Below are 21,015 nucleotides of genomic sequence, written 5' to 3'. Positions count from 1 at the left end.
AAACAAACAAAAGGATCGTATACATACTGGAGGTTCTATTCATGGCGACTCTTTTCCTAATCGTAATCTATCTTGCTTTTATCAGTTTGGGTATTCCTGATTCGATGCTTGGTGCTGCGTGGCCGGTATTGCACGTCGATATCGGTGCACCGTTTGGTGCAGCAGGGGTATTATCGATTATTGCGGCAGGTGGTACGATTGTATCCAGCCTTGCCAGCGGACGGTTGATCGAAAAGCTCGGTACAGGCGTGATCACACTGATCAGTTGTTGTCTGACAGCAGGCGCATTATTAGGATTCGCCTTCGTTCCTTCATTAACATGGCTCGCAGTACTGGCGATTCCGCTCGGTATTGGCGCTGGAGCAGTCGATTCAGGGCTGAATCATTTCGTTGCTTCTCATTATAAAGCACATCATATGAGCTGGTTGCATTGCTTCTGGGGTGTAGGGGCAACCACTGGGCCGATCATTATGGCGCATTATATTGGAGCGGGTTCTTGGCGGAGTGGATATATAGCAGTGGCGTGTGTACAGGGCATACTCGTTGTCATCTTACTGCTCACATTACCTCTGTGGGGCAAAGTGTCTCGTTTACGACAAGCGGAAAAAGAGCAGCAGCGACAACAGCCCATACTAGCAAATGAATTTCATACAGCTGGCGGTGAGCCTATAGTAGCAGATAGTACAACTGGTGCACGTGTATTAGCAGACAGTACGGCTGGTGAGCCTGTCGTGGCAGACAACATAATTATAGAAGGAAATGTGGACGCAGCTTCCCATAGTAAAGGCGGGAACGCTAATCTTGCAGATGAGACGAACACAATTGCTGCCAACACTAACATTTCTCCGCAAGCTATCCCCGGTAAAGGCTTGTTTCGATTGCGAGGGGTTACATTTACACTGTTTACCTTTTTATTTTATTGCGGAGCGGAGACGACCGTCGGATTGTGGGGCGCAAGCTTTCTCGTTGGTTCGCGGCAAGTTGCACCGGATGTGGCGGCAGGCTGGATTTCGCTTTATTTTGCAGGGATTACGATTGGTCGGTTTGTAACGGGATTTTTGACGTTACGGGCAAGTAATCGTACATTGATTTTGCTGGGACAAGTATTGGCGGTGCTGGGAGCGATTTTGTTAGTATTGCCATTGCCAGGTAGTTTGCTTATGCTGGGATTGATTTTGATCGGGATTGGCTTTGCTCCTATTTTCCCGGGGTTATTACACGAGACACCGGCGAGGTTTGGGGAAGGCAATTCAGCGAGGTTGATTGGTTATCAGATGGCGACAGCCTATACCGGCGCCACATTGCTACCGCCATTATTCGGTCTGGTAGCGAGTTATGTACAGATTGGTTTATTTCCTTATGTTGTATTGGCGTTTATCGTGTTAATGCTGTACTGTTCAGAACGAGTGAATCGGTCAATCCGAACTGCTTGAATGGGTTTGAGCAGGCATGTGAGCAGCCAATATAAAGTGGGTAAAAGGATAACAAGGAAGCCGATTACAGCATCAAGCAGCGTGATCAAACGTAAAAAGTGACATAATATTCAGGAAAAGACGACGATCTGGTTTGTTGCGAATGTAGAACACATATTGTAAATTGTGATGCTGCAAATTTCCGTATTGTATCATAATAGAAAGAAGTGCAAAGACCGGGGCTGAATTACCCGGTCTTTTTGCTATGCTGGACTTTTCATTTAAAGCAGTGCAGTGATCCAGAGACAGGATGTGCCTGATCACATTCATATATGTATGTTGCCATATAGAAAAGCGGATATGTGACTGAAAAATATCAGCATAAAAATACAGAAATGGAAAATGATTTATTTTAAATTTGCATGATATGCAAGTGGAGTAAATAATTGACAACGTTAACATTGATTCGCTAGAATGGGTCTCGTGTTGAAGCAACACATCGCAAAATATCATTCTAACGTATCGCACAATTCATGTTGAGAGGGAGTATTATTCATGAAAAATCGTACATTAACATGTGCATTATCCATTGCTCTGCTAGGTTCCGTAGGAGCATCATTATTCATACCGGCTCCGACAGCGATCGTCATGGCAGCAGATGGTTCTGGCACAACAGCCAGCATCTCCGACATTTTGAAAAATCAACAATCCGATGGCGGCTGGAAAAAATACTATTCTGAAACGAGCGGTGAATGGGCAAAATCCACCATCGACAATAAAGCTACATATACGGAAATTCGCCGTCTTGCTAGCGAATATTCCAGTAGCAAAAATGCTACTTACTCTGCCGCAGCGATCAAAGGCATCAACTTCCTGTTGAATATGCAATATGCTAACGGCGGCTTCCCGCAAGTATACAAAAGCTCCGACTACCACACGCACATTACGTACAACGATGATGCAATGGTCAATGTGCTGATCCTGCTAGACGAAATTGCTAACAAAAAAGGTGATTTCTCCTTCGTGGATAGCAATCTGGCAAGCAAAGCTAAACAAGCGGTCGACAAAGGCGTGGATTGCCTGCTGAAAACCCAATATGTTTCCAGCGGCAAATTGACCGCATGGGGACAGCAACATGATGAGAATACACTGAAACCAACCAGCGCACGGATCTATGAAGTTCCTTCCCTGAGTGCAGGCGAGAGCACAACGATTATTAAATTCCTGAAAACAAGACCAGCAACGTCCCAGATCACAGCTTCGATCAAAGCTGCGGAAGACTGGTTTAAAAAAGTGAAAATTACGGGTTATCGTTACGAGCGCAATAGCACAGACAGCTATATCGTTGCAGATTCCAGTGCAGCACCCATCTGGGCGCGCTTCTACCAGCTGGATACGAACAAACCGATCTTCACCGGTCGCGATGGCGTTGTGAAATACGCGCTAAAAGATATCGATCAGGAACGCAGAGCTGGGTACGCTTGGTATGGCAACTGGCCAAGCAAAATTGGCATCAACTAGGTATCGATCAATTACAGTACAACTTCAACACGCCTGTTCTTTGACAGGCGTGTTTTTTGTATAGGTCGTACCATATGTTGGAGAATAGATTCATACAGATGTATGAGCAATGTAGATTTGCTTACATGACAGTTGCAGTTTGTTTTATGAATATAAATGATGCTTTGCAGAAAAAGAGGCTAAATGTATTCGGTTTTCAACATTCTTTGTTTCAAATATACAATTTTGATTCATTCATTGTAGAAATGGACATAAAGAACAAGTTGGAGGTGGAAGATTTTATATCACTCTGAAAAAAAGATTATGATAATTTAACGCGCCACAGTGTAGTATTATGTAGTTTTTTATAGGTGCCGTTTAATATTAGTCCATAATGTAACTATACCTTACAGGAAGAAAGGATTTGTTGTATGAGCAATCTCAAACGCGAACAATCATTATTCAGACGCAAACCGATTGTCCCATCCGAAGGCAATCTGAAACGCGTACTGGGCCCACTTGATCTAACTACACTTGGTGTAGGCGCCATTATCGGTACAGGGATCTTTGTACTGACTGGTGTAGCAGCAGCTAAATATGCTGGACCTGGACTTGTACTTTCCTTCCTGCTTGCAGGGCTGGTCTGCGCATTCGCCGCCCTCTGTTATTCGGAATTCGCTTCCTCGGTGCCTGCATCGGGTAGTGCGTATACTTACAGTTACACTACATTCGGCGAGATCATCGCGTGGATTCTAGGTTGGGACTTGATTCTGGAATATGGATTTGCCAGTGCTGCGGTAGCAAGCGGCTGGTCTGGGTATTTCCAGAGTTTGCTGGCAGGTTTCGGGGTTCATTTACCAACTGCGCTTACTAGCGCCTTCAATCCGGCGAAAGGAACCTATTTTGATATTACGGCTTCGGCAATTACATTGATTATCGCACTGCTGCTGACGCGTGGTATCAAGGAAGCAACTCGCGCCAACGGCGTTATGGTTGCAATTAAGCTGGTTGTCGTATTGATCTTTATCGCTGTAGGTGTATTTTATGTACAACCAACCAACTGGACACCTTTCTTGCCATTCGGCTTTAGCGGTGTGACAGCGGGTGCGGCGACTGTATTTTTTGCTTACATTGGTTTCGATGCGGTTTCGACAGCGGCGGAAGAAGTCAAACGTCCACAGCGCGACTTGCCAATCGGCATCATTGCTTCACTGGCGATTTGTACCGTATTGTATATTGTCGTTTCGCTCATTCTGACTGGTATCGTGCCTTACAACATGCTGAATGTTAGTGATCCAGTTGCTTTTGCATTGCAGTATGTGCATCTGAATGGGATTGCATGGATCGTATCGCTAGGTGCGATTACTGGTATTACAACAGTACTGCTCGTTATGATGTATGGACAGACTCGTTTGCTGTATTCGATGTCCCGTGATGGTCTATTGTCACCAGTATTCTCCAAAATCAGTGGCAAAAGTCAAACGCCAGCTGTTGGTACATGGGTTGCCAGCGTAATTATCGCATTCTTCGCCGGTTTTATTCCACTGGGTAGTCTTGCAGAATTGACTAACATTGGTACTTTGTTTGCCTTTACAGTAGTAAGTGTTGGTGTTATCGTATTGCGCCGTACACAACCTGATCTGAAAAGAGGCTTCCGCGTTCCTTGGGTGCCAGTCATTCCGATTCTGAGTGCGATTGGTTGCGTGTACTTGATGCTGCAATTGCAAGCTCTCACATGGATCACATTCTTCATCTGGCTGATCATCGGTCTGGCTGTATACTTCTCCTACGGTCGCCGTCACAGTCTGCTGAATGGTAATCGTCGTTCATAGTAGATTGACGTCTACACTCAAGCCTCTTCATCGTTTATCGCGGTGAAGAGGCTTTTTGTTTTCTTTATTTTGCGGTATATGAATGTACTGTACCGGAATTTATCGTACTAACATTGATATTGTCTACATGTATTATTTTGATGGATTATATTGGATTTATTGTGTTGGTTGATTATATTCACTTTGATGTGGGAGTACAGATTCTTTCATCACCTTTGTACTGGTAAGGATCGTATTTGAAAAATAATACGCAATACCTTGTCATCCTAATTGATATGCAATATATTGGTTTTATGAATACATATGAGAATCTTCCCCAACCATCTGCACATCGTCGTGTGTCGGAATCGTCTGCAAGCAAATCAGGCATTCAAAAAATTCATCGTTTATCGCTGAGAGAGCAAATCTATCTTACGCTCAAGCAGAGTATTATTTCATTGGAATTGCCGCCTGAACAGAAGCTAAATGATTCGGAGCTGGCTGCACAGTTTGGTGTCAGTCGTACGCCCGTCAGAGAAGCACTCAAGCGTTTGGAGGACGAAGGTCTGGTTGAGTCATTTCCGGGGGCAGTTACGCGGATTACACCGTTACATACAGAAGCGGCAGCACATGCTTTTCCAGTGGTAGCTGTTTTGCACGCACTGGCTACCAAAATAGCAACTCCTTTGTTGCGAGATGAGCATTATGAGGAGATGCAAGCAGCGAATGAACAGTTGATTGCTGCATTGCAGCAGCAGAATGCTGAGCGTGCGGTAGAAGCGGATGGTCGTTTTCATCAGGTATTGATTGAGGTGGCAGGCAACCCGGAGATTGCTGCTTCCCTACAGATTAGTATGTCCAAAATCCGCCGTTTGGAATTGGCAAAATTCAGTCAAATTGATCATACGCAGTCGCCGGAAGATCATAAGCGAATGATGCAAGCCTGCCGTGAAGGGCAAGCCGAGCAAGCCGCCCAGCTAATGGAGCAAAACTGGCTTAGTCTCGGTCAATGGCTGACTGGCAAAGATCATGACGAAGGGGAAGTGTTATGAAGGCAGTCTGGATTGGTGTTGCCGCAGCCTTCTTTTTCGCTTCCAGCTTTGTATTGAATCGATTGATGGAAGTTGGCGGTGGCTACTGGGTATGGAGTGGCTCATTGCGTTACTTTTTCATGGTGCCGCTATTGGGGATATTAGTCGTGATGCGGCGACAATTGCATCCCGTATGGCAGGAGATGAAGCGTCAGCCGTGGCAATGGTTGCTATGGAGCACGGTAGGCTTTGGACTATTTTATGCACCGTTATGTGCTTCGGCTGTGTATGCACCGGCATGGTTAACCGCAGCAGGCTTTCAATTGACGATTGTGGCAGGCATGCTGCTATCACCGTTCTTTTTCTTCGAATATGCAGGAGCAGATGGACCGGTGCGTCGTCGCGGGCGTATTCCACGTAGTGCACTGATCATTGCGCTAGTAATGCTAGTTGGAATCGGATTGATGCAGCTGGAACAAGCGCAAGCAGGAGGTGGAAGCTGGCAGGCGATTGTGCTGATTGTGATTGCGGCGTTTGCCTATCCGCTTGGGAATCGTAAAATGATGCAAGTATGCGATGGTCGACTGAATGCCTTTCAGCGAACGCTTGGGATGAGCATTGCGAGCTTGCCTTTTTGGATTATTTTATCGGTAGTAGGCTGGGTACAGCAGGGAGGACCTTCTTATGATCAGATTGGTCAATCGTTTCTGGTTGCCCTCTTTTCCGGTGTTATTGCTACGGTATTGTTCTTCGGTGCGACGGATCAGGCGCGTAGACACCCAGCCCAATTAGCGGCAGTAGAAGCGACACAAGCGTTGGAAGTCGTATTTACTTTATTGGGCGAATGGATTCTGCTTGGCGTAATGCTGTCATCAATAGGAATGTGGATCGGCATGGTGCTGGTAGTGAGTGGAGTCGTAGTCAACGCTCTCCTGTCCATGCGTCAACCGGGCGTATCCAGAAGCAAGCTCAAGCAGATAGCAGATAGCAGATAGCGGATAGCAGAAGAGGAAGCAATTGTGCCGAAGTGGCAGGTTGCTTCCTCTTTTGGCTAATATGCAGCTGAATAACAATAGCAATGTGATGCAATACAAGTTACATCATGCAGAAATGAAATCTTCCAGTTCCCATCGACATATTACCGATACACAGTGCATCCATTGGCTTCCAGCTCGTCCAGCCAAGCTGGAAATTGTAACTCATGATTCCAACGTAGATCCAGCCGCTCCAGAGCTGTTAACTGACGCAACGATTCTGGTAGTGAAGTCAGCAAATTACTGCGCAAATCCAGCTCTAACAGCGCATGACAGCCACTTATCTCGTCTGGCAATGTGGTCAGCTCATTATGACGAAGATTCAAACGACGCAATTGTGTAGCATTTCCGATACTATTTGGCAGCGAAGATAAACGATTGCTTTCCAGATCCAGTACACGTAGCGTATGTAGAGAATCGAACACGTCCGGCAGTGCAGTTAACTGGTTGTTACGGAAATGCAATTCACGAATGCGATGCAGACCTTTCAGCGTTTCTGGCAAGCAAGTCAACAGATTGTTCATACAGCGAAGTTCCACAATTGCTCCCAGCTTACCAATCCCATCTGGTAGTTGTTGAAGCCCATTATCGCTAAGATTCAAATAACGAAGCTGCGGAAAATCGCCAATGCGTTCATCCAATTGCTCAATCTGGTTGTTATGCAGATACAGATAGTCTGACAGATTCAATAACGTATACAGCGCATCCGGCACATGCGTAATCTGGTTATGTCCCAGATCGATCATCTTCAGCTTGGTTAGTTCACCGATCTGATTGGAAATATGAGTGAGACGGTTCACCGACACATTGAGAATCGTGAGATTGTGCATGGCAAAAGTAGCCTCCGGGATTTCGGTCAATTCATTGTCAAACAAGTTAAGATCGGTAATATCCAGAGGGTTTGTTTCCAGTTCGGGCATCGTGCTCAATTGACGGTGTGCAAGATCAAGTTTCATTGTTATGTATCCTCCAGTGATGATATCCGACAATGCCGGACAATCATCATATATTAATAAGCTCATTTTATTATATCGCTTCATGCTACATATCTTCAAAATTAAAACTTACGTTCGCCTTCGATTTCAAGTATAGTGGAGAACGTAGCTATTGATTCGGCAGTGTCCTTAACGTGGATACTTGACCGGAATCCGCACGTTCAACCAGCATCGGCATATTACGTTATAAAGGAGCAGATCATGCGATTTAGCGTTCAATTTTTATCATTTTTCGTATTGCAGGTCGAAGGTAAGGAAGGTCAGACCTCCAAAAACTATAAGCATTATCAAACACTGGATGAGGACGAATATGAGCTGAGCCAGATTAAGAACTTTTTACATGCGGAGTTCACACGTACCGCCAAGCGCAAAGTGGAAAAGAATCCGTCTAGTGAGCAGCCGCCAACGAAGGTAGCAACCTTTCTCGTTGAGCCGGGACATGAACTGACCAGCAATCCGAATTTCAATTTGTTTGCTCGTTTGCGTACGGTCGATAACAAGGATGATTTTAAAAATGCTTGCGACGATCTGGTACGCAGCTATCTGGATACCAGTTCTGTGCGCGGCGGTGCGCTGATCGTCTCGCAGGTGAAGCTGGACACGCATCTGGACGATCCGTTCGTATTTGTAATGAAATGCGATTTTGAAAAGCAAATCGCTCGCATTTCCGACGAACGTAGCCTGATCAGTGAAGTGGAGATGGCGATTAGTGCGCGTAACATGAAATCGATCCAGTACCCACATATGCCGGAAGAAGGCATGATCGAAGAGTGGGAGCTGAAGGTGCATCAGTCGTCGCATGCGCGTTATTTTGAGGACTTTTTGAAATTCGTGACGTATGAGCAGTCCATTCCTGAGATCGTTAATGAGCGGGTGATGGATTATGTACAGACGTATGTGGAAGAAAAGTGGCCCGATGCAGGCAATGTGGAGCGTCAGCGCGAGGAGCAGGATCTGGAGCTGTGGGCAGCTAGTGATAAGCGCGATTTGCAGGAAAAGTGGGAGCCGCAGCAGGTTATTGAAGCAGCCGAGCGAATCGTCGAGATCAAGCCGGAGATTGAGATTCGGGTGAAGCTGGGTGATACGAGTGTGAAAGGGCTACTGGCGGATTTCGGGTTCCGTATGCATATCGCCAAACTGGGCGATCATTATGCGATGGTCATTGAAGGCGAGTCGTTTACGTTTGAAAAAGGCTTCTCACCGGTTGAGTTGCTGCAACCGGATAGCTTTGAGAATCTGGCACAGCAGTTGATCGAGAAAGCAAATCGTCCATCTGAGCCAGATGATGAGATGCCGTATTGATGAAGTATGCTTAATGGCAGATAAATATTGTAATCTGGTAAAATATATAATAGAACCTAAATAGAACAGCAAAAAGCATCCGCATAATGAAACGACGGATGCTTTTTTTATATTCATTTGTATCATATGGTATGAGGAGAACTTTAGTTAGAGCTGCATAATAAGCTTTGTTAAGCCATACATAAATAGTGGATTTTTGATAACTAAGCTGTTAAATTATTTCGTATAAACACTACATTTGCAATCGCTTTCATTGACAAAACACATAGATTCGATAAAAATGTATACAGAGCAATAAATGAAAAAAGAATACAGGCGCATACTGGCCCTGTATTCTTGTTCTAATTTAAATATTCAATTGCGCAATCTGATCCTTGAGCTTCTGTGCCGAAGCGCGCAGCAGCTGTTCTTCCTGCGAGTTCAATGGGATTTGCAGCTTCTCACGAATACCTTCACGACCGACAATGGACGGTACGCCGAGGTAGACGTCGGAGATGCCGTGATAGTCATCCAGCAGGGAAGATACATTCAATACGGCGTGTTCATTTTGCAGAATCGCTGCGACGATCCGATCGAGCGCAAGTGCGATCGCATACGAGGTAGAGCCTTTGGCGTTGATAATCTCGTAGGCGGCATTTTTGGTGCTGTTAAAAATATCGTCGCGTTCGGCTTCTTCAAAATCAAGCGTTGCACCGGCTACGTTCGCCAGGCTCCATACCGGCAGCTCGGAATCACCATGCTCGCCAATAATATGGGCGTGAATGCTACGTGGATCGATTTCTTTATGCTTACCAATTAGGTAGCGGAAGCGAGCGCTGTCAAGTAGCGTACCGGAACCGATAACGCGGTTGGCAGGCCAGCCACTTTTTTTCCATGATACATAGGTCAGAATATCCACCGGATTGGTGGCGACCAGCAGAATACCATGATTGTTATACTGGGTGATATTTTTGATAATGTCGTCAAAAATGGCAGCATTGCGGTTCAACAGATCGATCCGGGTTTCGCCCGGTCGTTGGTTAGAACCAGCGGCGATGATAATAATATCGGCGTCCTTGCAATCGGAATAATCGCCAGCCCAGAGTTTGACTCCACCCACGAAGGGCAGTCCATGGTTCATATCGAGTGCTTCGCCAAGGGCACGGTCTTTATTGGCATCAATGAAGACAAGCTCGGACATTCGGTTACGCAGTAACAGTGTGTACGCGGTAGTGGCACCAACGGCACCTGTACCAATGACAACAACACGGTGAGGTTTGGATACGGATTCAGGCATAAATTATCATCTCCTTCTCATTTTGTGTTACAGATTCGCTACTATTGTAGCGGAAAGACACCTGAATGTAAAAAGGGCTTCTCTGTCCTTTACCCAAAAAACTGTAAAAACGTATCGAAAAGACTTGAAACTGTAATGCCTTGTAACTTTTCTGTAAACCACCTATCAAAAATATAGTTTACTCTAATATAAGTTGTGATCAATGAATATCTTGGCTCAGGGCAAGTGTGTGGAAGGAGAATTACCAATGAAGTGGAGTATTGCCAAATCGCTTCTACCCGGAATAGCCTTGATCCTTCTTCTGTCAGCTTGTACGTCTAATGGCGGAGATATGGCGCCTGTTAGTGAATCTGTACAGCAACAGCTTCAACAGTCAAAAGAAGATCAGGGACAAACAATTACACTCAAAAAAACAACGGATTCCAATATAAATAAAGGTGGAGACAACAAAACGCAAGAAGAAGGATATCGCATTCAAACGAGACTGACTGATTTTCAGTTGCTCAGTGCGAATGCCGGTCTGGCTTGGGGGATCACGCGTAACGAACTGCGGATTTATGTAACGCAGGATAACGGGAAAATATGGGACAATGTATCGCCAGCACCGACGGTTACTTTTTCCGAATCACCGGTATATGGTAGCGGTATCTTTTTCCTGAATCAAAAAAATGGCTGGGTGGCACGTAATGCGAATGGTGTCGGTCAGACGTTGATTCTGCATACGACAGATGGTGGACAGAATTGGAATGTCAAAACGTTCAACAACGACGCGACCATTCTAGGCATTTATTTTACTGATGAGAAAACGGGCTGGGTTATGACATCTGATGAGACCGACGGCAATAATCAGGAAAAGGCGCTGTATCGTACGAATGATGGCGGCTTGAACTGGAAGAAGCTGATGCAGAATACCGGAGCGATCTCCGCGATGAATGCTACATCGAATGCGATTCCACAAAATGGGACGCTAGTGGGCATGTCGTTCCGCAATTCGAAAAATGGCTTTGTAACGTTGGAAGATGACGGACAACCTCATCTGTATACAACATCTGACGGCGGCAGTAGCTGGACACAGGGCAAAGCATTGATGCAGCAAAATGGCAAGCTCTGCTCCGTGCTGACGACGAGCAAACCACAATTTTTTGGCAGTAGTAAAACAAAGGGCTGGATGAATATTGGCTGTGTCAATAACAATACAACGCGGTACATGGGTTATTTTACAACCGATGGCGGTAAAAATTGGGATGTCGCGCCATTCAATCTGAAGCCACAAACCGGTATCAATCAGGCGATGGGACCGACTTTCCTGAATGAAAGCACGGGCTGGTCAATCGTAAACGGAATCGTATATCGTTCGCAAAATCAAGGCAAAACGTGGAGCGCCCTACCACAGGATGCAACCCTCAAAAAGACGCTGGTAAATTATCCAGAGCTGTCTAAGCTACAATTCTTCTCCAAAGAAGTAGGCTGGCTGCTCGTCTCCAAAAATGAGGAGCGTCGTTCCTTGCTCATGCAGACGACAGATGGTGGCAAAACATGGCATGTATTGTAACCGATGTTCAGTTACAATCAGGGTTGCCAGCACAGATTAAATAATAATCGTACCGAAAACAATCATGTAAAACCGTTGTGCAGAATCCAGTCTGTACGACGGTTTTTCTATTAAAAACACAATAAATAAAAAATAATTTAAAATTTGCATTCAATTGTGAAATAAATCACATTATTATTTATATCTGTCGGTTAAGATAAAGGTGTAGAAAAAACAAGGAGATGATTAAGATGATGAAAACAAACGTTACTAAAAATTTTACTAAATATTACATGGATCTGTGTTACAACTGTGAAGAAGCTGCCAAATGTCAGGATGAAGAAACTTGCCTCGCTTGTTGGGCAGATCAAGGATTGTTCGACAAAGAACAAGATGATACACATCAAATGCTCAATGCTTACTATGCTTGATTCCAGTCAGTACTATAACCGCCGTGAGTATATCACCTTGCTGTCGTTAACCTATTCGTACCACGGCGCAGCGGATACCATCGCCGGCAATTCATAAACCTCCACACTCCAAAAGAGGACGTGTGGAGGTTTATTTGTATGTCCATATGATATCTGATGTTTCGTCTATCCTGTAGTCGTTGAATATTGCTGTAGAGGTATGAATAGCATACAATGCAGCCTAAATACGAAACTGATGGAGGGATATGATGCAATATACATCCAAGACTGTAGTGATAACCGGTGCTGCCCAAGGAATCGGACGTGCAGTGGCAGAGCATTATGCTGCTGCGGGAGCAACGGTTTTTTTGAGTGATATGCCAGATTCGGAAGGTGCAGCAACAGCGGCAGCCATCCGTGAGAATGGTGGACAAGCGCATTTTCTACCCTGTGATGTACGCAGTGAAGAACAGATCAAGCAATTGATCGGAGAAGTGGTAGATACGACTGGTCAGATTGATGTGGTGATTAATAATGCGGGTATCGGACGCTGGAAGTCGCCGTATGAACTGACAATTGAGGATTGGGATGATGTACTGAATACGAATGTACGCGCCTGTTTTCTCGTTTCCCGTGAAGCAGCCAAAGTGATGAAGACGAATGAAGGCGGTAGTATCGTTAACATTTCCTCCACCCGTGCACATATGTCTGAGCCCAATTCAGAAGCGTATGCGGCATCCAAGGGCGGCATCACGGCGCTGACACATGCGCTCGCTATCTCACTCGGAGAAGATCATATCCGCGTCAATTGTATTAGTCCCGGCTGGATTGAGAATGGAGATTATGCCGCTTTGAAAAAAGAAGACCATGAGCAGCATCCAGCACGTCGTGTCGGCAAACCGGCGGACATCGCTAGTGCCTGTCTATTCCTGACTTCAGACGACAATACGTTTATTACCGGAGCAGAACTGGTGATTGACGGCGGAATGACTCGCAAGATGATTTATATCGAGTAGTGGGACAGTGAAATAGCAACGAATGAAGGAATGAACAAGTGAAGTAGTGAAATGGTAGAGCAGTGAGTAATAAGCTAGTAGACTAGTATGATATTAACATAGTATGGATGCATGATCGCGATCCTTTTGACGATTATGATAGTAATCCGTACTAAATAACAAATGTATTTCAATGTGTTCAGTTGTATCGCAAAAGCCCGTTTGCATGGATATATGCAAACGGGCTTTTGATTGTATACGTTGTATATTATTGAGCAGTAAATTGCGACAATGCTTATTATGAATAAGAGAATCGTCAGTACGATGAGAATCATTCAATCCTCAGACAGAAGATACGAGACGGCGATTCCATTTTTCTTTGAACAATGGTAATGTGCTTTCACCGAAGATTTGGGCTTCTTCCAGATGTGGATAGCTCGATAAGATAAATGAAGTTACACCTGCTTCCGCATATTCCAGTAAGCGATCTGATACCTGATCTGGTGTACCGACGAACATCAGCGCACCGCCGGAGCGTACATTGGACAGACCTGCCCACAGATTCGGTCCAACGACAAAATCATTAGCCGCTGCTGCATCACGAATCTGGTTTTGACGATTTTGTCCGGTTGCACCGGTTTTGCTAAAGGAAGCTTTGGCGCGTTCGATTGTTGCTGGATCAATATCCTTAATCAGATTGCGCGCGGCTTCCCACGCTTCTTCTTCGGTATCACGTACAAGCACCTGAGCGCGCATACCAACACGAAGCGGGCGGATACTGCCATGCTGCTCAGCCAGTTTGTGCTGCTGGACTTGCAGTTCTTCAATCTGCTGCTTGATCATCTCCAGCGGTTCCGACCACATGAGGAACACATCGGCGTATTCGGCGCCTACGCTTTTCGCCATGGGAGAGCTGCCGCCAAAATAGATCGGCAAACCCTGCTTCTGCACAGTAGCTGGACGGCTGGTACCGCCTTTAATATCGTAATAGTCGCCTTTAAAATACACTTTGTTGTCTTTGACCGATGCATCTGCACTTGCACCGAATTCGGTAGAAGACAGACCGGCTGCCTGTTCCCATACCCCTTTGATAACGTCAAGGTATTCGCGAGTACGGTCGTATTTCTCATCATGTGCTCTGGCGAGTGGATCGCCCAGTTCTTCCAGATCGTCTGGTGAGCTGCCAGTTACGATATTAATACGTGCACGTCCTTCAGACAATGTATCCAGCGCAGCTGCCATGCGAGCTGTTAACACGGGTGCAATCAGACCCGGTCTAACTGCAACGAGTGGCTTCAATGTTGTCGTCGCGCCAATAATCGCAGAACCGACTACCCACGAGTCGATACATGCACCACCAGTCGGAATCAATACAAATTCAAACCCGGATTGCTCAGCGGTACGCGCAACCGAGGTTAGATAATCCAGTGTAGGCTTACGCTCAGATTCGCGACCAAGACTGGTGCCATCTCCCATAGTAGGCATGAACCAGCCAAATTCAACATTTTCACGATAGATAGAATCAGTAGACATAAGGAGAACTCCTTTATATTTAGGCATTAGATGACAATATACATGATGAAAAATATACGTGACATCAATAATATGATGAAAAGTATATTTTTCATCGACAATACATAGAGATTGTTAATAAGTAATAGATAATAGCACTAACTAATCCGACAAACATACTTGGTATAAAAATTCTAGCATGTTCATATAGGAGTGTCAAATGCTTTGTTGGCAGATGAATAGGCTTCGTTATAAGATAATCACTATGAACAATTGTGCATATGTAGATTGATCTTCGCGATACAGAAACAGCAATAGTTGAAGGAGGGAATAACATGAATACGAATCCTCAGGAAAATAGTTTATACCAGACGCTCAGCATCGGGCAGGTATCGGAACGATCCGGCTTGAGTGTACATTCACTGCGCTTTTATGAACGTGAAGGCTTGCTGCTAACGACGCGTATTAATCGTGATAAAGGTGGACGGCGGCGCTATAGCGAAGCGGATGTACAATGGCTTGCCATCTGTACTCGGCTACGTTCGTCAGGCATGCCGATTGCCGAGATTCGCCGCTTTGCTGAACTAGTACGTTCTGGTTCGGGTAATGAATATGAGCGATTAGCGATTTTGAAAGAACATCAGCAACGCGTTGTGCGGCAGGTGGAGGAATTGAATGAATGTCTGGATGTCATCACATCCAAGGCAGACGTTTATGAATCCTATCTACAACAGCAGGCTACACATAAGCAATCGGAATCACACGATAATAGCATTCCCGTTTCATCGCAAAATTGGGCTTGACCTAGAGTAGACTCTAGCTAGTAAAGTGGAATCATCATCCTATTGATGAAATGCCAATCGCAAAGGAGAGAGTAATTATGGAACACGCTTATCACAGAACACCGCAACATAACATACATTCAGGTTTCGGTCATCAAACTACAGCAACCGAGGTGCTGCAAGGCATTGATCTGTCTGGCAAACTGGCACTTGTCACTGGCGGATATTCTGGTCTTGGTCTGGAAACGACGACTGCGCTTGTTCATGCGGGAGCGCATGTTATCGTACCTGCTCGTCGTCCAGATGTAGCGAAAGAAGCATTGAGTGATATTGAGCATGTAGAAGTGGGCGAACTTGATTTGTCGGATCTGGACAGTGTGCGGGCATTCGCCAGCACATTGCTGGAGAGTGGGCGCAGCATCGATCTGGCGATTCTAAATGCCGGTGTAATGGCAAGCCCAGAGACGCGGGTCGGCCCAGGTTGGGAATTGCAATTTGCAACGAATCATCTTGGTCATTTTACATTGATTTATTTGCTATGGCCGCTACTGACAGCAGGAGACGGTGCGCGTGTGGTAGTTACATCGTCCGCTGGTCACCATTTCTCACCGATTCGTTGGGACAATCTGAATTTTGAAGGCAATTATCATAAATTCGAAGCATATGGACAATCGAAAACAGCCAATTCACTATTTGCGGTGCATCCGGGTGGTATTCTGACCCCATTGCAGCGTCATCTCAGCCGTGAGGAAATGGTAGAATTGAAATGGGTGGATGAGGAAGGAAATGCGGTGAATCCTGCTTTCAAATCACCAGAACAAGGAGCAGCAACTCAAGTTTGGGCAGCAACATCGCCACAACTGGAGGGCAAAGGTGGAGTCTACTGCGAAGATTGCGAAATCGCTGAGATCACACCGCAAGACGGTCCGCGCGTTGGCGTGCAATCGTATGCTGTTGATCCTAACGAAGCGAAACGTTTGTGGGCATTGTCTGTGGAATGGACTGGAGTCGATCAAGCATAATCAAATGTATCAATCAGACAACCTGTATCTCTATTAGATACAGGTTGTCTGATTGATTACCAATACTGTACGCGTAAAGTAAAGTATGTCTATAGTAAATAATGAAATGATTGTCATACCTGTTCACTGTAAAGTCTGGTATAATCTGTGTATGCCCTTTTTTCAAACTATCGTTCATACAAACATTACATACTATACCTAACAACTCACATCCAACAGACTACAGATGGCAGGAACATGTGCTAAAGCTGTAAAATTCTGCTTGGATTTTTTCGATTCAGTGGTAAGCGGCAAGGGTAATGTACAGGATGTGATACTCAACTTTGAATTACGGGAGGAATGCAATCATGTTGACCCAACCTTATCGTCCGGTTTCGTATCGTAACGAACATAGGTATACGCACCCTGGGGAGGCTGCTTCCCAGCCACATGCAAGTGCAGCGTCGTCCGTAACGGATCAGAAGTCGATGCCGCGCAAGGATGATATGTCCACACGGCAACAGTTGCAGGAGAAGGTCGGTCTGGTCGGAACGTTTCATATGATTCCGGGACATGGTGTGAACAATCAGGTGTATCGCGGCAGATTGGAAGCGACAGGCGAAGATCATTTTATCGTTCGTCATATGAATTCCGGTCAACGTGAAGTATTGCCGTTGTCAGCGTTGGACAGTGCTATTTTCACCGAATCAACGTCTGCTTATACGAGTATTTCCGGTCAGGCAGCTCCAAGTCGTTATTCCTTATCTGGTCAGTAAGCGAATCCAACACAGCTTATCCATTACACAACATATACAAACAATAGAAACACATATACAATACAAACGCCGATGCTCGGAATTGATCCGAAGCATCGGCGTTTTATTGTGTCTGTTATTGGGCAATTGAGTCGTTATAATCTTGCAACTTCTGTGTAATTTGAGCAGCGGCATTGTCCAGCGCTTCTTTTGGCGTTTTGGAGCCGTTGATTGCTTCCTCCATCGCCGTTTCTGTCAGTTGACGCGCTTCAGGGAAGATGCCCATCACCGCACCTTGCGTAGCTGGATCGATCTTCGTATCGTGCAATTGTGTAACGGCAGTCTCGAATTGCGGGTATTTCTTCATATTTTCTTTGACCAACTCTTCGTCATATGCCTTTTTCGTAATCGGGAAGTAGCCGGTGTTTACATGCCAATATGCTTGCGTCGAAGGCTCAGTCAAGAATTTAATGAATTTCCATGCTGCTTGCTGCTCAGCTTCGGATTTGTCATTCATGATCCAGAGGCTGGCACCACCGACAATCACGCCACCTTTACCTTTGTACTCATCGGATGGCTTCGGAATCGGCGCTGTGCCGACTTCAAATTTGCCACCTACAGAGTTTACAATCCCGCGCAGAGAAGCGGTACTATCCATCGTCATGGCGATCTGACCAGCAGCGAATGCTTTTTTCGTATCATCGGTTTTGCGACCGAGGTTGATCATTACTTTGTCGTCGACGAGCTTCTTCCACCATGTCAGTGTATCGACGGCTGCTTGAGAATTTACAAGTGATTCGGTAGCAAGTGCGCTGCGACCGTTATTGTTGTTCAGCAATTGGGCATCCTGATTCGCCAGCAATTGTTCCATCAGCCAGCTATAGATCGGGAACGCACCACCAGACTGACCGTCTTTGCTCAGCTTTTGAGCAGCAGCTTCGATCCCTGCATACGTTGTCGGTGGATGTTCTGGGTCCAAGCCAGCGGCTTTGAACGCGTCTTTGTTGTAATACAGAATCGGATTGGATGTGTTAAACGGCATCGAATACAGCTTATTGTCAAAGGTATAATACGCCAAAATATTCTCTTCCAGCTGGGAAAGATCGAATTTGTCAGCATCGATGAACTGCTGCATCGGCGTAATTGCCTGCGAATCAATCATAAAACGGCTGCCGACTTCATACGTCTGCATCATCGTTGGGCCGCTACCAGAACCCATTGCTGTCTTGAATTTGTTTAGCCCTTCATCATATTCCCCTTGATATACGGCTTGGACTTGTACGTCGGATTGGGATTCGTTGAATTGTTTGACCAGATTGTCGACTGTTTCTCCTAGTTCACCGCTCATCGAATGCCACCAGACGACTTTGACCGGACTAGTAGAAGCTTCCGAAGAACTACCATCTGCTGCCGAAGCAGGCTCTGATCCTTGCGAAGCGCCGCCACCGCAAGCTGCAAGGAATACGAACAAACTTAATGCTAGCAGACCCCATGTGCGGGTCCAGATAGGTTTGCGTTTCATGTGTATACATTCTCCTTTATATTCAAATAAGTAAGAACAGAATGAGGAAGCAGATGCATCATGCTTTATCCTTTGAGTGATCCGGCCGTTAATCCGCCAACCAATCGTCCCAATCCAATCGCCAGCAATACGAGTGAAGGCAGCAGTACCATTACAATGCCCGCCATTACCATATTCCAAGCGGTCACTTCGGCGAATTGCAGCATACTAACTCCGATTTGGACAGTTCGCATACTCTCGGTATTCGTGATCAAGAGCGGCCATAAATACATATTCCAGTTACTCAGAAACGAGTAGACGCCAAGTGTAGCAAGCCCCGGCATTGACAATGGAACTGCAATCGACAGAAAAATACGGATATGTCCACAGCCATCGATCCGCGCCGCTTCCATCAGTTCCTTAGGCAATTGCAGGAAAAACTGTCGCATCAAAAACGTACCAAAGGCGCTCGCTAGAAATGGAATTGTTAGCCCTGGATACGAGTCCAGCCAGCCCCAGCTACGAACGGTCAAATAATTCGGAATAACCGTCACTTCCCACGGAATCATCATCGTCGCCATAAATAGTGCGAACAGCACCTTACGACCGGGAAAACGTAGAAAAGCAAACGCATAAGCAGCCATGCACGACGTTATGATTTGTCCAATAGTAATGACGCCGCTCGTCACAAAGCTATTCAGAATAAAGCGCCCCACCGGGATCGTGTTCCATACATTAACAAAGTTGTCCAGATGCAGACGGGACGGAAAGAGTTTGGGCGGATATGTAGCGGATTCGGCTTCAGTCATCCATGCGTTCGACAGAGCGATCCAGAACGGAAACAGAATCATTACCGCGGCGATCAGCAGCACGGTATACGCAGCACCTTGACGCAAAATATGGGGCTTCACTGATAATGCACCTTCTTTTCTCCGAATGTGAACTGGATGATCGTCAGAATCAGAATGAGTACGAACAGGACGAGCGCCTGCGCGCTACCTGAGCCAAACCGGAAATTCACAAATGCGTCCTGATACAGATTGTATACAAGCACATTCGTACTGTTCATCGGTCCCCCTTTGGTTAGTATATGAATCTGCCCGAACGACTGAAATGCACCGATCATCGAGGTTACGCTGGCAAAGAAAAGTGTGGGAGAGATCAGTGGCAAGGTTAACTGGATAAACGTACGTATCGGGCTAGCTCCGTCCATTTTGGCACTTTCATAAATATCCTCTGGCACGCCTTCCATACCGCCGAGCAGCAAAATGAACAGAAAGCCGACATTCATCCAGATCGTCATGAGCGAGATGGACAGCAGCGCCCAATCCGGGCTAGTGAGCCATTGTACTGCGGGCAAGCCAAGCGATTGCAGGATATAATTCAGCATGCCGAGTGTCGGATGGAACAGCATCATCCAGATGACCGATCCAGTTCCGACTGATATCGCAATCGGTAGCGAGAACAGAAATCGGAAGATTTTGCTACCGCGCAGGTGCGTCCGGCAGATTGCCGCCAGAATCAGAGCAAGCAGAATAGAGGTAGGTACCGTGAATAACATGAATTCAAATGTCACCCATAGACTGGATAGAAAATGCCCAGAATCAAATAGTTTCTCAAAATTGCGCAATCCAATGTACTTAGCCACATCACCGCGCGGCGTTGTGGAGTGTACACTCAGATACACCGATTTAAGCAGCGGATAGAACAGGAAAATACTAAACAGTACTAGCGATGGAGCAAGAAACAGCCCTGCCAATGAATATTCCTGCCAGCGTCCAGCGCGCCGGGGCAGACGCAGCGTAGAGCGGCTTTTGGCTATGCTTCGCTTGAAATTGCGTTTGACGGGAACAGCGGTAGATTTGTCCAAAATGATCATCCTCACTTTCATGTCTATTTTCATTATGCCTGCGCATAAGAGCAGTTCATCATTCCTGTTCACCTGCTAAAGTATAAAGAGCGCATGTTAACGACAATAGGCATGAATGTAAAAATTATGTATCCTTCGTAACGGCAAAATAGGACGGAGGGATATTTGACTGTTTTCATTTTCGGTCTATAATATAATCAGGCAACGTCTATACTTATAGTGTTTGCGAATGTCAAACACGGAGTTTGATGAAAAATGATGTTTGCTTGAGCAAAATATCTTATTGCACTTACATAT

18 protein-coding genes are annotated in these 21,015 nt (G+C 45.7%); 12 read left to right on the top strand and 6 right to left on the bottom strand.

The window, feature by feature from the left end:
* Nucleotides 1-41: 41 nt before the first annotated feature.
* From ACDE64_RS12260 to ACDE64_RS12240, 5 genes are all read left to right on the top strand, one after another.
* Nucleotides 42-1,433: an MFS transporter gene (locus tag ACDE64_RS12260; RefSeq protein ID WP_411346944.1), complete on the top strand. Its 1,392-nt coding sequence runs from the start codon at nt 42-44 to the stop codon at nt 1,431-1,433.
* Between the two features lie 534 nt (nt 1,434-1,967).
* On the top strand, nt 1,968-2,933 hold the full coding sequence (gene pelA, locus ACDE64_RS12255) for a pectate lyase (RefSeq protein ID WP_411346943.1): 966 nt from the start codon (nt 1,968-1,970) through the stop codon (nt 2,931-2,933).
* A gap of 410 nt (nt 2,934-3,343) precedes the next feature.
* A complete protein-coding gene (locus ACDE64_RS12250; RefSeq protein WP_411346942.1) occupies nt 3,344-4,744 on the top strand; it encodes an amino acid permease in 1,401 nt (466 codons plus the stop codon).
* Between the two features lie 236 nt (nt 4,745-4,980).
* Nucleotides 4,981-5,775 (top strand): GntR family transcriptional regulator, encoded by a 795-nt coding sequence (locus ACDE64_RS12245; RefSeq protein WP_411346941.1) that lies wholly within the window; start codon nt 4,981-4,983, stop codon nt 5,773-5,775.
* Nucleotides 5,772-6,749, top strand: a complete 978-nt coding sequence (locus ACDE64_RS12240; protein WP_411346940.1) for a multidrug resistance efflux transporter family protein — start codon at nt 5,772-5,774, stop codon at nt 6,747-6,749. Before ACDE64_RS12245 ends, ACDE64_RS12240 begins: the two co-directional genes overlap by 4 nt.
* A gap of 143 nt (nt 6,750-6,892) precedes the next feature.
* Here ACDE64_RS12240 and ACDE64_RS12235 read toward each other — a convergent pair whose 3' ends face one another.
* On the bottom strand, nt 6,893-7,744 hold the full coding sequence (locus ACDE64_RS12235) for a leucine-rich repeat domain-containing protein (protein WP_411346939.1): 852 nt from the start codon (nt 7,742-7,744) through the stop codon (nt 6,893-6,895).
* A gap of 240 nt (nt 7,745-7,984) precedes the next feature.
* Between ACDE64_RS12235 and ACDE64_RS12230 the strand changes: the two genes are divergently transcribed.
* Nucleotides 7,985-9,085: a DUF3900 domain-containing protein gene (locus ACDE64_RS12230; RefSeq protein ID WP_411342480.1), complete on the top strand. Its 1,101-nt coding sequence runs from the start codon at nt 7,985-7,987 to the stop codon at nt 9,083-9,085.
* 346 nt (nt 9,086-9,431) lie between these two features.
* Here ACDE64_RS12230 and ACDE64_RS12225 read toward each other — a convergent pair whose 3' ends face one another.
* Nucleotides 9,432-10,361 (bottom strand): L-lactate dehydrogenase, encoded by a 930-nt coding sequence (locus tag ACDE64_RS12225; RefSeq protein WP_411342479.1) that lies wholly within the window; start codon nt 10,359-10,361, stop codon nt 9,432-9,434.
* Nucleotides 10,362-10,608: 247 nt separating this feature from the next.
* On the opposite strand from ACDE64_RS12225, the gene ACDE64_RS12220 reads away from it, so the two are divergent.
* The 3 genes from ACDE64_RS12220 (at nt 10,609) to ACDE64_RS12210 (ending at nt 13,318) form a co-directional block, all read left to right on the top strand.
* A complete protein-coding gene (locus ACDE64_RS12220) occupies nt 10,609-11,913 on the top strand; it encodes a WD40/YVTN/BNR-like repeat-containing protein (protein WP_411342478.1) in 1,305 nt (434 codons plus the stop codon).
* A 230-nt stretch (nt 11,914-12,143) separates the two neighbouring features.
* Nucleotides 12,144-12,323 carry a hypothetical protein gene (locus ACDE64_RS12215; protein ID WP_411346938.1) on the top strand — a complete coding sequence of 60 codons (180 nt, stop codon included), beginning with the start codon at nt 12,144-12,146 and terminating at the stop codon, nt 12,321-12,323.
* Between the two features lie 248 nt (nt 12,324-12,571).
* Entirely contained in the window at nt 12,572-13,318 is a 747-nt protein-coding gene (locus ACDE64_RS12210; RefSeq protein ID WP_411350285.1) for an SDR family NAD(P)-dependent oxidoreductase, read from the top strand.
* A 321-nt stretch (nt 13,319-13,639) separates the two neighbouring features.
* On the opposite strand, the gene ACDE64_RS12205 is transcribed toward ACDE64_RS12210, so the two are convergent.
* A complete protein-coding gene (locus ACDE64_RS12205) occupies nt 13,640-14,830 on the bottom strand; it encodes an LLM class flavin-dependent oxidoreductase (RefSeq protein WP_411346937.1) in 1,191 nt (396 codons plus the stop codon).
* A 314-nt stretch (nt 14,831-15,144) separates the two neighbouring features.
* Between ACDE64_RS12205 and ACDE64_RS12200 the strand changes: the two genes are divergently transcribed.
* The 3 genes from ACDE64_RS12200 (at nt 15,145) to ACDE64_RS12190 (ending at nt 17,368) form a co-directional block, all read left to right on the top strand.
* Nucleotides 15,145-15,612, top strand: a complete 468-nt coding sequence (locus ACDE64_RS12200) for a MerR family transcriptional regulator (RefSeq protein WP_411346936.1) — start codon at nt 15,145-15,147, stop codon at nt 15,610-15,612.
* A 77-nt stretch (nt 15,613-15,689) separates the two neighbouring features.
* Nucleotides 15,690-16,613 carry an SDR family NAD(P)-dependent oxidoreductase gene (locus tag ACDE64_RS12195; RefSeq protein ID WP_411346935.1) on the top strand — a complete coding sequence of 308 codons (924 nt, stop codon included), beginning with the start codon at nt 15,690-15,692 and terminating at the stop codon, nt 16,611-16,613.
* 347 nt (nt 16,614-16,960) lie between these two features.
* Entirely contained in the window at nt 16,961-17,368 is a 408-nt protein-coding gene (locus ACDE64_RS12190) for a spore coat protein GerQ (RefSeq protein ID WP_411342473.1), read from the top strand.
* A gap of 115 nt (nt 17,369-17,483) precedes the next feature.
* Here the strand turns inward: ACDE64_RS12190 and ACDE64_RS12185 are convergent, their stop codons facing one another.
* From ACDE64_RS12185 to ACDE64_RS12175, 3 genes are all read right to left on the bottom strand, one after another.
* On the bottom strand, nt 17,484-18,869 hold the full coding sequence (locus ACDE64_RS12185; protein WP_411346934.1) for an ABC transporter substrate-binding protein: 1,386 nt from the start codon (nt 18,867-18,869) through the stop codon (nt 17,484-17,486).
* A gap of 65 nt (nt 18,870-18,934) precedes the next feature.
* Nucleotides 18,935-19,699, bottom strand: coding sequence for a carbohydrate ABC transporter permease (locus tag ACDE64_RS12180; protein ID WP_411350284.1), 765 nt, complete (start codon nt 19,697-19,699; stop codon nt 18,935-18,937).
* A 56-nt stretch (nt 19,700-19,755) separates the two neighbouring features.
* Complete coding sequence (locus tag ACDE64_RS12175) at nt 19,756-20,727, bottom strand: carbohydrate ABC transporter permease (RefSeq protein ID WP_411350283.1); 972 nt, start codon at nt 20,725-20,727, stop codon at nt 19,756-19,758.
* Nucleotides 20,728-21,015: the final 288 nt, after the last annotated feature.

The sequence above is a fragment of the Paenibacillus sp. WLX2291 genome (genome assembly GCF_046603665.1).
Lineage (GTDB): Bacteria > Bacillota > Bacilli > Paenibacillales > Paenibacillaceae > Saccharibacillus.
Note: the sequence above shows the minus strand (reverse complement) of the source record. Positions and strands in the feature narration are given on the sequence as shown.

Excerpts from the sequence above, each read along its gene's own strand:
- ACDE64_RS12260 (WP_411346944.1), top strand. The coding sequence starts at position 42 with ATGGCGACTCTTTTCCTAATCGTAATCTATCTTGCTTTTATCAGTTTG.
- pelA (WP_411346943.1), top strand. The coding sequence starts at position 1,968 with ATGAAAAATCGTACATTAACATGTGCATTATCCATTGCTCTGCTAGGT.
- ACDE64_RS12250 (WP_411346942.1), top strand. The coding sequence starts at position 3,344 with ATGAGCAATCTCAAACGCGAACAATCATTATTCAGACGCAAACCGATT.
- ACDE64_RS12240 (WP_411346940.1), top strand. The coding sequence starts at position 5,772 with ATGAAGGCAGTCTGGATTGGTGTTGCCGCAGCCTTCTTTTTCGCTTCC.
- ACDE64_RS12235 (WP_411346939.1), bottom strand. The coding sequence starts at position 7,744 with ATGAAACTTGATCTTGCACACCGTCAATTGAGCACGATGCCCGAACTG.
- ACDE64_RS12230 (WP_411342480.1), top strand. The coding sequence starts at position 7,985 with ATGCGATTTAGCGTTCAATTTTTATCATTTTTCGTATTGCAGGTCGAA.
- ACDE64_RS12225 (WP_411342479.1), bottom strand. The coding sequence starts at position 10,361 with ATGCCTGAATCCGTATCCAAACCTCACCGTGTTGTTGTCATTGGTACA.
- ACDE64_RS12220 (WP_411342478.1), top strand. The coding sequence starts at position 10,609 with ATGAAGTGGAGTATTGCCAAATCGCTTCTACCCGGAATAGCCTTGATC.
- ACDE64_RS12215 (WP_411346938.1), top strand. The coding sequence starts at position 12,144 with ATGATGAAAACAAACGTTACTAAAAATTTTACTAAATATTACATGGAT.
- ACDE64_RS12210 (WP_411350285.1), top strand. The coding sequence starts at position 12,572 with ATGCAATATACATCCAAGACTGTAGTGATAACCGGTGCTGCCCAAGGA.
- ACDE64_RS12205 (WP_411346937.1), bottom strand. The coding sequence starts at position 14,830 with ATGTCTACTGATTCTATCTATCGTGAAAATGTTGAATTTGGCTGGTTC.
- ACDE64_RS12200 (WP_411346936.1), top strand. The coding sequence starts at position 15,145 with ATGAATACGAATCCTCAGGAAAATAGTTTATACCAGACGCTCAGCATC.
- ACDE64_RS12195 (WP_411346935.1), top strand. The coding sequence starts at position 15,690 with ATGGAACACGCTTATCACAGAACACCGCAACATAACATACATTCAGGT.
- ACDE64_RS12190 (WP_411342473.1), top strand. The coding sequence starts at position 16,961 with ATGTTGACCCAACCTTATCGTCCGGTTTCGTATCGTAACGAACATAGG.
- ACDE64_RS12185 (WP_411346934.1), bottom strand. The coding sequence starts at position 18,869 with ATGAAACGCAAACCTATCTGGACCCGCACATGGGGTCTGCTAGCATTA.
- ACDE64_RS12180 (WP_411350284.1), bottom strand. The coding sequence starts at position 19,699 with ATGATTCTGTTTCCGTTCTGGATCGCTCTGTCGAACGCATGGATGACT.
- ACDE64_RS12175 (WP_411350283.1), bottom strand. The coding sequence starts at position 20,727 with ATGATCATTTTGGACAAATCTACCGCTGTTCCCGTCAAACGCAATTTC.